A 13058-nucleotide genomic window follows, 5' to 3' on the forward strand; every position below is an offset into this window, starting at 1 on the left:
GCAAACTTTGCCCCGCGCCGACTCATGCGCCACACTGGTACGCATGGCTTCGAAGAGATCGGCGGGTTCACTCGCCTGGAAAATCATCATTGGCATCCTTGTAGCACTGCTCGTGCTCATCCTCTTGGCCGAGTTCGGCCTGCGCTGGTTCATCGGTCACCAGATGACCTCGCAATTCAACGAGGCCGCGGAGCAAGAGGGAATCCAGGTCAAAGAAGATCCCTCCGTCAGCTTTGGCGGCAGCCCACTGCTCGTAGGGCTGTTCAAGGGCTCCATTTCCCAAATGGATATGACCACGCCGTCCACCCTGCAAATCGACGGCACCGAGATCAAGGGCCAACCTGCCTCCGAGATCCACGTGGAAGATATGAGCACCGACCAGGAGAATCCGGTAGCCGGCAAGCTGCGCGCTTCTACCACCGTGCCGGATGACTACCTGCTGGCATCCTTCCAGAAGGGCATTTCCGAGCAGGCAGGCAGCGAGAAGGTGGGCAATATGGTGGTTACGGAGATCACCGCCAATGAGCAAGACCACGTGCTGGACGTGAAGTTTGCCGGCGGCCTTGCCAACCTCTCGCTAGAGCCCACCGCCCACGACGGAAAGCTCGATATCCGCGCCACCGAGGCCTCCATCTTCGGCCTCGAGCTGCCGGATCAGGCCACCGAAGCCATCTCCTCCGCACTGCAGAACGGCATGTCGGATCAATTCGTGGGTTCTGACATGAACGTCGATTCCGTAGAGGTGCTCGATGGCGAGCTCAAGCTCACCATCACCGGCACCGATGTTCCGATGAATGACATGGATAAGTTGGCAGGCGGCGATGACTCCGCGGGCCAGGGCGGGGCCACTGGCTCTGGCGCGCCGCAGCAGGACGCGCAGGAGAAAGCCGCCTAAACCGCAGCGGCGGGAAATTCGAGGACCGGAAGCTTGGCAGCGGCCAACGCCGGTCCTTTTTTCGTCTCCTCTTCCCCGGCACCGGATTCCTCATTGTCCACGGCGGCAGAACTGCGCACAATGAGACGCTGATAACCGGCCTGCTGTGCAGCCGTAACCGCGGCAGCTGCGGCATCGGCCGCATCTGTGTCCACAGCCCCCGGCACGATGAGGCCCAAGCGGGCCGGATCGGGGCAGGCCTCGCGGATGGCGATGAGCTCGGAGAGCACGGCATTGGCATCCGTCACGGTCGCATCGAGGCTGACCCACACCTCGCTGGCGCCGGATTGAACGGCCAAGCGCGCCTCGGAGGCCTTGATGAGAGTGTGGTGGCGGCCGGTGGGATACCCCGCAACGGAGATAATATCGGCCGCGCCCGCGCCTGCGGCAAGGGAAACATGGTGCGGGGAGACGAGGACGGTGTTATCGACGGCGCGGTCCTTGACCGTCGCGGCTGGGGCGTCAAGCAGGTTAAGCATTAGTAGCTATAATCGCCGTTGATAATGGCCTTGAGCTGCGGGCGCACGTCAAACCAGTACACGCCGGTAATGACCGCGCCGATCCAAGACAAAAAGGCCAAGCCGGTGCCCATCGCTACCGCGGAACCGGCCAGCAGGCCTACCCACACCCATTTATCCTTACGGTCGCCGGCCCGGAAGGCATCCTCACGGGTGGTAGCGGCGAGAATCGCGCCGATGATGGCGGTCAGGGCGAGGATTTGGAAGATGTAGCTGTCTAGATGCAGGGCAAGATTATAAAGGAAATACATGCAGATTAATTCTGTGGGTCGTCAGTCTCGATTACTTCGCCATCGATAATATTATCGCCCTGCGAAGGAGCCGAATCCTGGCCAGGGCGCGCCGCATTCTTCTTTTCCGCACGGCGGGCCTGCGCGGAATTATAGGCGTCCATCACGCCCTCGCGGGTCTCGTCATAAGCGGTGGAGAACTTGCCCTTAGCGGCGTCGAAAGCAGCGGACTCACGGGTGCCATCGGCGGCCTTCTTCAAGGAAGCACCAAATTCCTTCGCGGTGGTGGCGGCTTTATCTACTAGGCCGTCCTTGCCAGTGTTGCCATAGGGGCTCTCAGCCTGCGCGCCATTAGCGTGCTGGGTGCGTTCTTCTTGCAGGCGGCCACCGAAGTCCTTGGCTACCTCAAAAGCAGCGCTGCCGGCATCTTTCAGGGAATCGAAAATCTTCTTATTATCGCTCATTGCTCATTACTCCTTTTGCCTAAGCACCAAAGATAAGGTGGTTGATCGCGAATATTACCAATCCTGCCAGGGAACCGACGATAGTGCCGTTCAAACGAATAAATTGCAGGTCCTTGCCCACCATGAGCTCGATATTTTGGGAGGCTTCCTCCGCATCCCAGCGCTTGATGGTCTCCGGGATAATAGCGATAATTTCCGGCGCGAATTTCTCCACCGCGTAGCGCGCGGCCTTATCCACGAGCGCATTGGCCTGGGCCAGGAATTCGGAGTCCTCGAGCAGACGGTGCGCCAACTCCTTTACCTTCGCCGTAATCTTCTGGCGCAGGAAAGACTCCGGATCATTGAGCTGGTCAATGAGCATAGTGGATACCGTACGCCACATGGCTGCCGGCGCCTGCTGCGCTTGATCGGAGGCGAGCATTTCTTGCTTGATGCCCTCGATGCGCCCGCGCATGTCCTCGTCCCACTGCAGATCGGAGGCCAGTTTGGACAGGTTGCGGCGAATAGCTAGGCGGGCCTCGTGGTTGCTGTTGCGGCGGACCTCATCGGCGAATTCCACGAGCTCGGTATAGACCTTCTCCCCCACCATCTCGCGGGCAAAGCGCGGCGCCCACCCCGGCATACGCTCGTCGATGGCGGTGACCACGGTGGACTCCATGCTCAGAATCTTGCCGTGTGCCCACTCAATGAGGTCGTCTTCCAGCGGACGAGCCTTGCCGTCTGCAATATAGCCCTCCAACAACCTACCCAGCGGCGGGCCCCACTCTGGCTCAGCTAGGCGGTCCATGACTTGGGTGCGGATGAAATGCTCTGCCTCTTCGGGATCCAAATCTGCGACCACGCTGGCGGCACGCTCGCCAATCCACGCGGAGACTTCCTCCGCCTTGCCCGGCTCTACGCCTTGGCGCGCCAGCCATAGCGGCAACTCCGCCTCGCGAACCTTGGCGCTAAGCGCATCCGCGGTCAGGAAGTTCTCTTCCACAAAGTCCTTCAAGGCATCGCCCACGCGGTCCTTATTATTCGGGATCAGCGCTGTATGCGGGATGGGCAGCCCCATCGGCCGGCGAAATAGCGCGGTCACCGCAAACCAGTCCGCCAAGCCACCTACCATGCCGGCCTCCGCCGCTGCACGCACGTAGCCCACCCACACTGGGGCCCCGCTTTCCGACGTCTGCCACCACGAACACCCCAAAAAGATCACCGCCGCACCAATCAGGAACGACAGCGCAATCGCCTTCCACCGGCGCAGGTCCGCACGCCGCGCCTCCTGATTGCCAGCCTGCGGGACGGGAGCAGCACCCGACGATGCCGTTACCGTAGCCGTTTCGAGGCCTTCCTCCGCGCGGTGCGTCATGAGTTCTCCTTGAGGTTGTGAAGGTGTATTTCAGCTTCGTTCTATAACACTAGTGCCCACCTCGGACATGCCCGGTGGTTGCCGTCATTCCAGCGACTTGTTGAATCGCTACCACGTGCTAGCGGCAGCGTCGTTTAGATGGTGAGAGATCACGCAACCCCCGTCTCCTGCACGGTGAACATGCTAATGGAGGCGGGGGTGGCGTCGAGTCAGTACAGAAACTTAGGCAATGCCTGGATTAGGCAAGCACCTTAGTTAACTCGGCCGGTTTCCTTGCGGTACTTGCGGTAGTAGCGGCGGCCGTAGTGGACGGTGCCTACTGCGGCGATGGCCACAATGACTAGGGCGATGATGCCGATGATCATGGTCAGGGTGTAGTCACCCTCACCTGCGGTGCCCAGCGGGGTATCCCACACGCCAAGGCCCCAAATAATGATGCCGGCAGCCGGGAGGCAAGACAGGATCAGACCCATGCCCACCCAGGTGGAGGTGCGAAGAAGGGAAGAGTGAGGAGCACCGAAGGACACGGGATCGTAGCCCTCAATGTAGGTGTCCTGAATCTTGCCGGAGAACTCCGGGTAAGTCTCGCTGGTGTAGTCAGCGACTGCGTGGGTGTTATCGCTCATGGCGGAGTCTTTCTGTCTTTCTCTCGTTCCTAGTATTCCTACGGAATAACCTTAGCTTAGTCGTCCTTGCCACGGAAAGCAGCACGTGCACGTTCGCGGGTAACCGCGGAAACCGCGGTCAGCGGAACGCCGGCCGGGCAGACATCGGCGCACTCACCATAGAGGGAGCAGTGGCCGAAGTTGGCTTCCAGGTCATCAACCATGTTGCGGGCACGGCGGCCACGCTCTTCCTTGCCCAGCGGCATGAGGGAAAGGTGCACCAGCTTTGCGCCGGTAAACAGGTGAGCCGCACCGTTCGGGCAGGCAGCAACGCAGGCACCGCAGCCAATGCAGGCAGCGTGGTCCAGCGAGTACTCGGAGGTCTCATGGTTGATGTGCATGGTATCCGCATCCGGAGCGGTACCAGCGTCCATGGAGACGTAGCCGCCCTGCTCCATCACGTGATCCAGAGCCGTGCGGTCCACAATCATGTCCTTAATGACCGGGTAGGCAGCGGAACGGAAGGGCTCCAGCTTGATCGTGTCGCCATCGGTGAAGTTGAACAGGCGCTGCTGGCAGGCCGGGGTGTTCTGGCCAGGGCCGTGCGGGCGGCCATTGACGGTCAGGCCGCAGGTACCACAGATGCCCTCACGGCAATCGGAAGCGAAAGCGAAGGGCTCTTCGCCGCGCTCAATGTAGCCCTCGTTGACGTGGTCCAACAGCTCCAGGATGGACATCTGCTCAGAGGCATCGTCCACCTGGACGGTTTCGAAGTGGCCTTCTTGGGTCGGTCCGGCTTGACGCCAGATCTCAAGTGTCAGTTTCATTACTTGTAGTTCCTTGTCATCAGCGGGATCGAATCAAAGTACAGCGGCTCGGCGTGGCGAATGAACTCGTTCTTATTAGCGCCCGGCTCCCATGCGGAAACAAAGCACCAGTTCTCATCGTCGCGTTCTGCCTCGCCGTCCTCGGTGAGGTGGTCCTCGCGGAAGTGGGCGCCACAGGACTCATCGCGGTCCAAAGCGTCAACACACATAAGCTCGCCCAGGTCCAGGTAGTCGGCAACGCGCAGGCCGTACTCCAGCACCTGGTTCATGTCGTTAGCCTCACCCGGGATGCGGACATTAGCCCAGAAGTCCTCGCGCAGCTTACGGATCTTGGTGATGGCTTCCTTGAGGTCTTCCACGTTACGGGACACACCGCAGCCGTGGTAGAGGATATCGCCCAGCTGGCGGTGGTAGTAGGCCGGACCGTGCGGGTCCTCGCCACGCACGCCCATCAGGCGGTCAATACGCTCCTGTGCCTGTGCCACTGCAGCCTGTGCTTCCTGGGAGTCCTCAGCAAGCTTCTCCTCACCAAGGTGATCGGCCAAGTAGTTCGGGATGGTAAACGGCAGGGTGAACCAGCCATCCACAGAAGCAGACAGCAGGGAGTTAGCACCCAGACGGTTTGCACCGTGGTATGTCCAGGAGCACTCACCGGCGGCAAAGAGGCCGTCGATAGCGGTCATCTCGTTAAAGTCGGTCCACAGGCCACCCATGGTGAAGTGGCAGGTCGGAGCGATACGCATCGGGGTCTCATAAGCGGACTCGCCGATGGCCTCTTCGTACATCTCGATGAGATTAGAGTAGCGCTCGCGGATCTTATCCTTGCCCAGGCGCTCGATGGCGTCACGGAAGTCCAGGTACACCGAGTTGTGCAGCGGTCCAACGCCCAAGCCCTTGTTGATCTGCTGGGAGATGGCGCGGGAAGCAACGTCACGCGGGACCAGGTTGCCGAATGCCGGGTAGCGGCGCTCCAAGAAGTAGTCGCGCTCATCTTCCGGAATCTCATTAGCCGGGCGGTCATCTTCCGGCTTAATCGGAGACCAGATACGGCCATCGTTACGCAGGGACTCCGACATCAGGATGGTCTTGGACTGCCAATCGGAGTTGACCGGAAGACCCGTTGGGTGGAACTGGATGAATGCCGGGGAAGCCAGGTAGGCACCGCTGTCATACGCACGCATCATGGCGCTGGCATTGGAGTTCTTTGCCAGGGTGGACATGTGGAACACGTTGCCGTAGCCGCCAGTACCCAGGATGACGGCGTGACCGGTGAAGGCGGTGAGTTCACCGTTAATCAGGTTGCGGGTGACGATGCCGCCCGCACGCTTCTTACCGCCATCGTTATAGGTGATGATTTCCTGCAGGTCGTGGTGAGCGAAAAGCTCCACATTGCCCAAGCCGATCTGGCGGTAAAGCGCAGAAGTGGTGGACAGCTGCAGCTGCTGGCCTGTTTGGCCACGGGTGTAGTAGGTGCGGGATACCTGCACACCACCGAAGGAACGGGTAGCCAAGGTGCCGCCGTACTCGCGGGCGAATGGTGCGCCGATGGCGTTCATGTGGTCAATCACGCGCACGGACTCGTTGGCCAAGCGCCAGCAATCGGACTCGCGGCAGCGGTAGTCGCCGCCCTTCACGGTGTCCTTGGTGTGGCGGTAGGTGGAGTCATTGTCCACCTTCTTGGCACGGGAGGAGTTAACACCACCCTGTGCGGCGACGGAGTGCGCACGACGCGGGGAGTCATGGAAGGTGAAGACCTTCACCTTGTAGCCCAGCTCGCCCAATGCGGCCGCGGCGGAACCGGCGGACAGGCCGGTACCAACCACGAGAACCTCAAACTTGCGACGGTTCAGCGGGGATACCAGCTGCATGTGGTCCTTTTGGTGGGACCACATATCCTTCATCGGCACGCCGTGCGGCTCTTTAGATTCGAGGATCTTGCCGGCGGTGACGCCCGGAACAATGGACTGTGGGTGCGAGAAATTTGGGTGCTCGCGCTTGAGTTCAGTATTAGTCATGGGTTTCTAACTCCTTTAGCTGACCAAGCCCAGGGCAACGGACAAAGGCATAACGATGTTGCCGATGCAGACAACGGCCGGGATAACGTACGCCAGGATCAGGAAGGTCTGACGCCACTTCGCACCGGTGATACCCAGGTCAGAAGCGGCGAGGCGAATGCCGTGGGTGAGGTGCAGGAACAGGAAGCACATGGCGATCACATACACGATGGTGACCGGCCAGCGGCTGAAGGTAGCAATCATGTTGGCCTTCACCGCACCCTCTGCGAAGTCACCTGGGGCGATGGGCTGTACGCCCATGGTCAGGTCCAGCAGGTGGAAGATGATGAACAGCAACAAGACGATGCCGGAGACCAGCATGGTCTTGGTGGCGAAGGAATCTAGGCCACCCATGAGGTTGCTGCGGCGGAACTTGCCGCGGGATGCCTTGGAGCGGGTAGTCAAAGCGATAGCGCCGTAGATATGGGCGATGATGGCAACCAGCAGGACGGCGCGAATGATCCACAATGCGCCCTCATGCGGGAACAACGGCTCGCCCATGGAGCGCAGGAATGCGCCGTATTCATCCAGCGCCTCTTCGCCGCCGTGCGCCGGCAAGTACAACTTCAGGTTGCCGGCCATGTGGCCAACAACGAAGAGGGCGAAAAGCAGGCCAGTGACGGCCATGATGAGCTTCAGAACCCAGGAGGGCACTCCCGGCTTCTGACGGATTGGTTCGTTAGTAATGTGGCCGTGAGCTACTGCCTCACGGTCGGGATTTCTTAAAGTCATGACACCTCCATTGTCGTCCTCACCTTAACCGGGCTTAACCGCTGGTTACCAGTCAATTCCGGCGGTGTTTCACCTAACGGTACGGCGGTACGGTTAAAGTCAGAATTCTTTTAGGTAAGGGTTGCCTTAAAAGCCTCGGGGCAAAACGTCACTACCTTGGCTGCTCGGAATTCCGCAATATTGACGTTGCGTAATTTCCTCCGCAATTGTGAACTTGGTCACCCGGTGTTACTGGAGTGACCACCTTACCCCTTTATGCGTCAAACTTTCGCATGAAACCCACATGCAGCCCACAGGGAGGTGAACATTCTTTGCAAGATCTTTGCGATTAGGGTGCACACCCGCAGGCCAGCCAGTAACCTTGCCGGCATGAGTAAGACGTATGTGGGATCCCGCCTTCGCCAGCTTCGCCGTGAGCGCGATCTCAGTCAGGCTTCCCTTGCTGCGACGCTGGGGCTCTCTGCCAGCTACGTCAATCAGATCGAGCACGACGTCCGCCCGCTCACCGTCCCGGTGCTCCTGCGCATCACGGAGGTCTTCGGCGTCGATGCCACCTTCTTCTCCCGTGACGATGACTCCCGCCTTCTTGCCGAGATCCAGGACGTCATCCAGGACAAGGAGCTCTGCCCCTCCCCTGTCGAGCTGCAGGAGCTCTCCGAGCTCGTCTATAACCACCCCACCGTGGCTCGCACGCTGGTGGATGTCCGCCGTCGCTACCGCAATGTGCGCGATAAACTCTCGCTAGCCACCGATACCCGCCGCACCACCGAGGCCACCCAGGCCTTATCCATGCCGCACGACGAGGTGCGCGACTTCTTCTACGCTCGCCAAAACTACTTGGACAACCTGGACCACCATGCAGAGCAGCTTGCCGACGCCCTCTCGGTCACCCACTTCGGCATCCGCGACACCGAACACGCCCTCGCGCAGCGCCTGCGTGATCGCCACAACGTAGATATCCACATCACTTCCCAGATGGATGGCACGCTACACAGCTTTAACCGCGACACCGGCGAGTTCCGGCTCGCGTCGCGCCTGAGCGAAGGCCAGCGCGCCTTCCGCATGGCCGCGGAGCTGAGCTTCCTCGAGGCCGGGGAGGACATCGCCGCCCTAGTGAAGGAGGAACCGTTTACCTCGGATGCTTCACGCAACCTCGCACAGCGCGGCTTGGCTAGCTACTTCGCCGCCGCCACCGTGATGCCCTATGTACTGATGCATTCCGAAGCCGAGCGCTCCGGCTACGACGTAGAATACCTCTGCCAGGTCTTCGGCGTGGGCTATGAATCCGTGGCCTCCCGCCTGTCCACCCTGCAGCGCGATAACCTGCGCGGCATTCCTTTTACTTTTGTCCGCGTCGACCGCGCAGGAAACATGTCCAAGCGCCAATCCGCCACCGGCGTGCACTTTTCCAATAATGGCGGCACCTGCCCGCTGTGGAATGTCTACGAGACCTTCACCCAGCCCGGCATTATCTCCCGCCAGCTGGCCCAAATGCCCGATGGCCGCAACTACCTGTGGATTTCACGCGCCGTCCAGCACCACCAAGGGCGTTTTGGCGATACCGATAAGCTCTTCGCCATCGGGCTAGGCTGCGAAGCCCGCCACGCCGACCGCACCGTCTATGGCGAAGGTCTCGACCTCACCGACCTCTCCTCGGCCACCCCCATCGGCTCCGGCTGCCGCACGTGCCCGCGCGAGAACTGCGCGCAACGCGCCTTTCCGCCCATCAATGAGGTCATCAACGTCGATGCCCACCGCTCCGCAGTTGCGCCGTATTAGCGTCTTGGGCGCCAATCGACCTACTCGAAAACTACTCGAAAACTACTCGAAAGCTACTCGAAAGAGCTCGTTTCGAGTAAATAACGTTATGACCTGCCGGTTTGGCAGTACTCGAAGCCTACTCGAAGCCTACTCGAAATCTACTCGAAAAATTTTCGAGTAGAGTTACGCTTATGAGCTACGACCCCCAGTCCCCATATGCCTCATCATGGGAAAAGCTACTGAGCCAGCCAGAAGATCAATGGTTTGACCGAAAATCTTTTAAAATTCAACCCAAAGATCTCGCAAAAGCGTTAGTAGCGTTTGCCAACGCGGAGGGTGGGATCATCGCCGTCGGGATTACAGACCGCACTTTGGATGGCCTACCTTCCGCCAAACAGGCTAACCAACTGCGTCAAGCTCCCCATGAATTCACGGATCCCACTACCAGGTATGAAGTCAAAATCGTCGACATTCCAGATCCAGGATCGCACTCCCCATCAACCAAAGGGCCAGCGCAAATATATCTGTTTCATGTCTTCCCAACAGAGAACGTCCACTACACAACCGCAGGAGAGTGCTACCTAAGGGTTGGGGACCAAACACAGAAGCTCAAAGCCGATGACATACTGGAGTTGCGCTATACCAAAGGCGAGCAAACCTTTGATTCCACGGAAGTCAGCGGAGCCAACGTTGTGGACCTGAATGACGAATCCGTAGCTAGCTATGCACATTCTCTAGGCTCCTCCACTCCTATCGATGCGCTTAAGGCGCGGGGCCTTCTCCGCCAGCCCGACCGCCCCACTGTCGCGTCCGTCCTCATGTTTGGAAAATCACCACAGCTATATTTCCCAAACGCACATATTCGCGTGCTCAAGTTTGAAGAACCTGATCGCCTACCTGGACGTCAACAGCAGCTGGCCTTCGACAAGCGCTTCGAAGGAACAATTCCACAACAACTAGAAAAGGCTCGAGAGACCATCATGTCACTCTTGCCCGAAGTTGAAAGAAAAGGTACCGGCCTACATTTTCAACGCGAGACTCTAATTCCACCCGATGTATGGCTCGAAGGTCTAGTAAATGCGGCAATCCACAGGTCTTATTCGAACAGTGGAGACCATATTCGCTTTGAAATTTTCCCCGATAAGATCACAATTTCCTCACCAGGCCGCTTTCCCGGCCTAGTAGACCCTTCTAAGCCAGAAGAAATTGCTCGATTCGCTCGCAATCCGCATATCGCCCGTGTGGCAGCTGAATTAAAAATCGGCCAAGAACTCGGCGAAGGAATTAGAAGAATCTACAGCGAAATGCGGCTCGTAGGACTATCGGATCCCATCTATAAACAAACATCGGGCTCGGTGATTCTAACGCTCCCAGCACAGAAACGGGTTCCCGCTTCTGTGCTCGATAGTCTCCCTAAGGGCGCCGAGGAAGTTCTTCATACGCTGCAACTACATTCCCGACCCCTAGGGACTCGAGAAGTTTCTGAACTAACCGATCTCAGCGTTCCTACTGCTCGCACCGCCCTACAGCAGCTCAGGAGAGCCGGCCTAATTTTCTGGCACGGCACATCCCCCAAAGACCCACGCGCCACGTGGTCCGCCACCGAAAATATTTAACACTTATTCAATGCTCGGCAGTACTCGAAAGCTACTCGAAAGAACTCTTTTCGAGTAAATAACGTGCTGAACTGGCGGTTTAGCAGTACTCGAAAGCTACTCGAAAATTTTTCGAGTAGCAGTGAGGGTTGCGCGCGTTATGCATACAAAGAGCAACGGCACCGCTGCTTCCCTCCTGCCCCGTGTGGGCGGAGGAGGATCAGCGGTGCCGATACTGTTGCCTTTGTGGTGTGCCGAGGTCCTAGCCTCCCGCCGCTGCTGGGGCGGTGGTGGAAGAACAGGTGGACGTCGGCAAGCAGCCCTGCTTAGAGGTTAATCATGTGGCCGCCAATACCCTCGGCAGCTTCCTTCATGGCCTCAGAGAGGGTCGGGTGGGTGTGAACGTTGCGGCCGATTTCCTCAGCGGTGAGGTCGAAGCGCTGCGCCAGGGTCAGCTCTGGCAGCAGCTCGGAAACGTTGGAGCCCACCATGTGGCCACCGATGAGCTCGCCGTACTCGCCGTCCGCGATGAGCTTGACAAAGCCCGCGGTCTCATTGAGGCCAGCAGCCTTGCCGTTAGCGGAGAACGGGAAGGTAGCGACCTTAATGTCGCGGTCCGCGAACTTCTCCTTGGCAGCCTCTTCGGTGTAGCCAAAGGAAGCGACCTGCGGGTTGCAGAAGGTAGCGCGCGGCATATTCATGTAGTCGCCCAAAAGCTGGGTCTCTACGCCGGCGATGGTCTCTGCAGCCACAACGCCCTGGGCCTCAGCAACGTGGGCGAGCTGCAGCTTCGCGGTGACGTCACCGATGGCGTAGATGTGGTCGACGTTGGTACGCATGGTGTCATCGATGGCAATAGCGCCGCGCTCGGTGAACTCAACGCCGGTGTTCTCCAAGCCGAAGCCCTCGGTGCGCGGGGCGAAGCCGATGGAAATCATGGCACGGTCCACGGTGAGGGTGTCCTGCTTGGAGCCGTCCTTGGACTCCACCTCAACGGTGACATTATCGCCGTTGTCCTTCACGGAGGTGGTCTTGTAGCCGGTCAGCAGCTTGACGCCGAGCTTCTTGTACTCCTTGGCAATGGCCTTGGAGACGTCTTTGTCCTCGTTCGGCAGGACGCGGTCCATGAACTCCACGATGGTGACGTCCACGCCGTAGTTGGACAGCACATAAGCAAATTCCATGCCGATGGCGCCGGCGCCGACGATGACCATGGACTTCGGGGCCTCATCGTTGAGGATCTGCTCCTCGTAGGACACGATGTTGCCGCCGAGCTCTACGCCCGGCAGAGACTTGACCACGGAGCCGGTAGCGATGATGCAGTCATCGAAGGTGACGGTCTTACCCTTGTCATCACCATCGGTGATTTCGATGGTCTTATCGTCTTTGAAGGAGCCAAGGCCGTTGATCTCGGTGATCTTGTTCTTCTTCATCAGGTAATGGACACCCTTGACGATGCCCGCGGAAACCTTGCGGGAACGCTTGTGGGCAACACCGAAGTCGAAGGAGACATCGCCAGAAATGCCGAAGTCCTTGGCCTCGTGGTTGAAGGTGTGGGCAACCTCAGCGTTCTTCAGCAGCGCCTTGGAAGGGATGCAGCCTACGTTGAGGCAGACACCGCCCCAGTACTGCTTCTCGATTACGGCAACTTTCTTACCAAGCTGAGCTGCACGGATGGCGGCCACGTAGCCGCCAGGGCCCGCGCCGAGTACTACTACGTCATAATGTTCATTAGTCACGCCCTTTAGGATACGTAACTTTCCCCTCCATGTCGCGCATTGGGTCACACTCTTGTGCCCGAGTACCCCACGCTTCGGGGGTAAAACGCACAAAGGCCCTGCACGGGGGCGTCGGCAAGCGCGCGACGACGTGCAGGGCTATGGGCTCGGTGTTTTAGAACAGCCCGAGAGCCAATGCGGCGGCGGAGGACATGGAGGAACCCATGTGCAGGAACTGGCCCAAAACTTCATTGATGGATACGAGG

12 protein-coding genes are annotated in these 13058 nt (G+C 59.1%); 3 read left to right on the forward strand and 9 right to left on the reverse strand.

Features of this window, described 5'->3' with window-relative positions; genetic code table 11:
• Positions 1-43 precede the first annotated feature (43 nt).
• Positions 44-895, forward strand: a complete 852-nt coding sequence (locus BKN05_RS01750; RefSeq protein ID WP_286687788.1) for an LmeA family phospholipid-binding protein — start codon at positions 44-46, stop codon at positions 893-895.
• Here BKN05_RS01750 and BKN05_RS01755 read toward each other — a convergent pair.
• The 8 genes from BKN05_RS01755 to BKN05_RS01790 all read right to left on the reverse strand — a co-directional run bounded on the left by BKN05_RS01755 (position 892) and on the right by BKN05_RS01790 (position 7718).
• The gene (locus tag BKN05_RS01755) at positions 892-1413 is read right to left on the reverse strand and encodes a beta/alpha barrel domain-containing protein (RefSeq protein ID WP_286687789.1); all 522 of its coding nucleotides are present in this window, start codon (positions 1411-1413) and stop codon (positions 892-894) included. The genes BKN05_RS01750 and BKN05_RS01755 overlap by 4 nt on opposite strands.
• Positions 1413-1703 carry a DUF2516 family protein gene (locus BKN05_RS01760; RefSeq protein WP_286687790.1) on the reverse strand — a complete coding sequence of 97 codons (291 nt, stop codon included), beginning with the start codon at positions 1701-1703 and terminating at the stop codon, positions 1413-1415. The genes BKN05_RS01755 and BKN05_RS01760 overlap by 1 nt, the downstream gene beginning before the upstream one ends.
• A gap of 5 nt (positions 1704-1708) precedes the next feature.
• The gene (locus tag BKN05_RS01765) at positions 1709-2146 is read right to left on the reverse strand and encodes a CGLAU_01105 family protein (RefSeq protein ID WP_286687791.1); all 438 of its coding nucleotides are present in this window, start codon (positions 2144-2146) and stop codon (positions 1709-1711) included.
• Between the two features lie 19 nt (positions 2147-2165).
• The gene (locus BKN05_RS01770; RefSeq protein WP_286687792.1) at positions 2166-3500 is read right to left on the reverse strand and encodes a DUF445 domain-containing protein; all 1335 of its coding nucleotides are present in this window, start codon (positions 3498-3500) and stop codon (positions 2166-2168) included.
• Between the two features lie 251 nt (positions 3501-3751).
• Positions 3752-4126, reverse strand: a complete 375-nt coding sequence (locus BKN05_RS01775) for a hypothetical protein (protein WP_284769393.1) — start codon at positions 4124-4126, stop codon at positions 3752-3754.
• Between the two features lie 56 nt (positions 4127-4182).
• Positions 4183-4932: a succinate dehydrogenase/fumarate reductase iron-sulfur subunit gene (locus BKN05_RS01780; RefSeq protein WP_286687793.1), complete on the reverse strand. Its 750-nt coding sequence runs from the start codon at positions 4930-4932 to the stop codon at positions 4183-4185.
• A complete protein-coding gene (locus BKN05_RS01785; RefSeq protein WP_286687794.1) occupies positions 4932-6947 on the reverse strand; it encodes a fumarate reductase/succinate dehydrogenase flavoprotein subunit in 2016 nt (671 codons plus the stop codon). The genes BKN05_RS01780 and BKN05_RS01785 overlap by 1 nt, the downstream gene beginning before the upstream one ends.
• A gap of 15 nt (positions 6948-6962) precedes the next feature.
• Positions 6963-7718 carry a succinate dehydrogenase cytochrome b subunit gene (locus BKN05_RS01790; protein ID WP_198492425.1) on the reverse strand — a complete coding sequence of 252 codons (756 nt, stop codon included), beginning with the start codon at positions 7716-7718 and terminating at the stop codon, positions 6963-6965.
• A gap of 369 nt (positions 7719-8087) precedes the next feature.
• Between BKN05_RS01790 and ramB the strand changes: the two genes are divergently transcribed.
• On the forward strand, positions 8088-9497 hold the full coding sequence (gene ramB, locus BKN05_RS01795; protein WP_286687795.1) for an acetate metabolism transcriptional regulator RamB: 1410 nt from the start codon (positions 8088-8090) through the stop codon (positions 9495-9497).
• A 173-nt stretch (positions 9498-9670) separates the two neighbouring features.
• Complete coding sequence (locus BKN05_RS01800) at positions 9671-11095, forward strand: RNA-binding domain-containing protein (RefSeq protein ID WP_286687796.1); 1425 nt, start codon at positions 9671-9673, stop codon at positions 11093-11095.
• Between the two features lie 305 nt (positions 11096-11400).
• Here the strand turns inward: BKN05_RS01800 and lpdA are convergent, their stop codons facing one another.
• Positions 11401-12813 carry a dihydrolipoyl dehydrogenase gene (lpdA, locus tag BKN05_RS01805; RefSeq protein WP_286687797.1) on the reverse strand — a complete coding sequence of 471 codons (1413 nt, stop codon included), beginning with the start codon at positions 12811-12813 and terminating at the stop codon, positions 11401-11403.
• Positions 12814-13058: the final 245 nt, after the last annotated feature.

This window comes from Corynebacterium sp. S5S1, assembly GCF_001913985.1.
Lineage (GTDB): Bacteria > Actinomycetota > Actinomycetes > Mycobacteriales > Mycobacteriaceae > Corynebacterium > Corynebacterium marquesiae.

Excerpts from the sequence above, each read along its gene's own strand:
- BKN05_RS01750 (WP_286687788.1), top strand. The coding sequence starts at position 44 with ATGGCTTCGAAGAGATCGGCGGGTTCACTCGCCTGGAAAATCATCATT.
- BKN05_RS01755 (WP_286687789.1), bottom strand. The coding sequence starts at position 1,413 with ATGCTTAACCTGCTTGACGCCCCAGCCGCGACGGTCAAGGACCGCGCC.
- BKN05_RS01760 (WP_286687790.1), bottom strand. The coding sequence starts at position 1,703 with ATGTATTTCCTTTATAATCTTGCCCTGCATCTAGACAGCTACATCTTC.
- BKN05_RS01765 (WP_286687791.1), bottom strand. The coding sequence starts at position 2,146 with ATGAGCGATAATAAGAAGATTTTCGATTCCCTGAAAGATGCCGGCAGC.
- BKN05_RS01770 (WP_286687792.1), bottom strand. The coding sequence starts at position 3,500 with ATGACGCACCGCGCGGAGGAAGGCCTCGAAACGGCTACGGTAACGGCA.
- BKN05_RS01775 (WP_284769393.1), bottom strand. The coding sequence starts at position 4,126 with ATGAGCGATAACACCCACGCAGTCGCTGACTACACCAGCGAGACTTAC.
- BKN05_RS01780 (WP_286687793.1), bottom strand. The coding sequence starts at position 4,932 with ATGAAACTGACACTTGAGATCTGGCGTCAAGCCGGACCGACCCAAGAA.
- BKN05_RS01785 (WP_286687794.1), bottom strand. The coding sequence starts at position 6,947 with ATGACTAATACTGAACTCAAGCGCGAGCACCCAAATTTCTCGCACCCA.
- BKN05_RS01790 (WP_198492425.1), bottom strand. The coding sequence starts at position 7,718 with ATGACTTTAAGAAATCCCGACCGTGAGGCAGTAGCTCACGGCCACATT.
- ramB (WP_286687795.1), top strand. The coding sequence starts at position 8,088 with ATGAGTAAGACGTATGTGGGATCCCGCCTTCGCCAGCTTCGCCGTGAG.
- BKN05_RS01800 (WP_286687796.1), top strand. The coding sequence starts at position 9,671 with ATGAGCTACGACCCCCAGTCCCCATATGCCTCATCATGGGAAAAGCTA.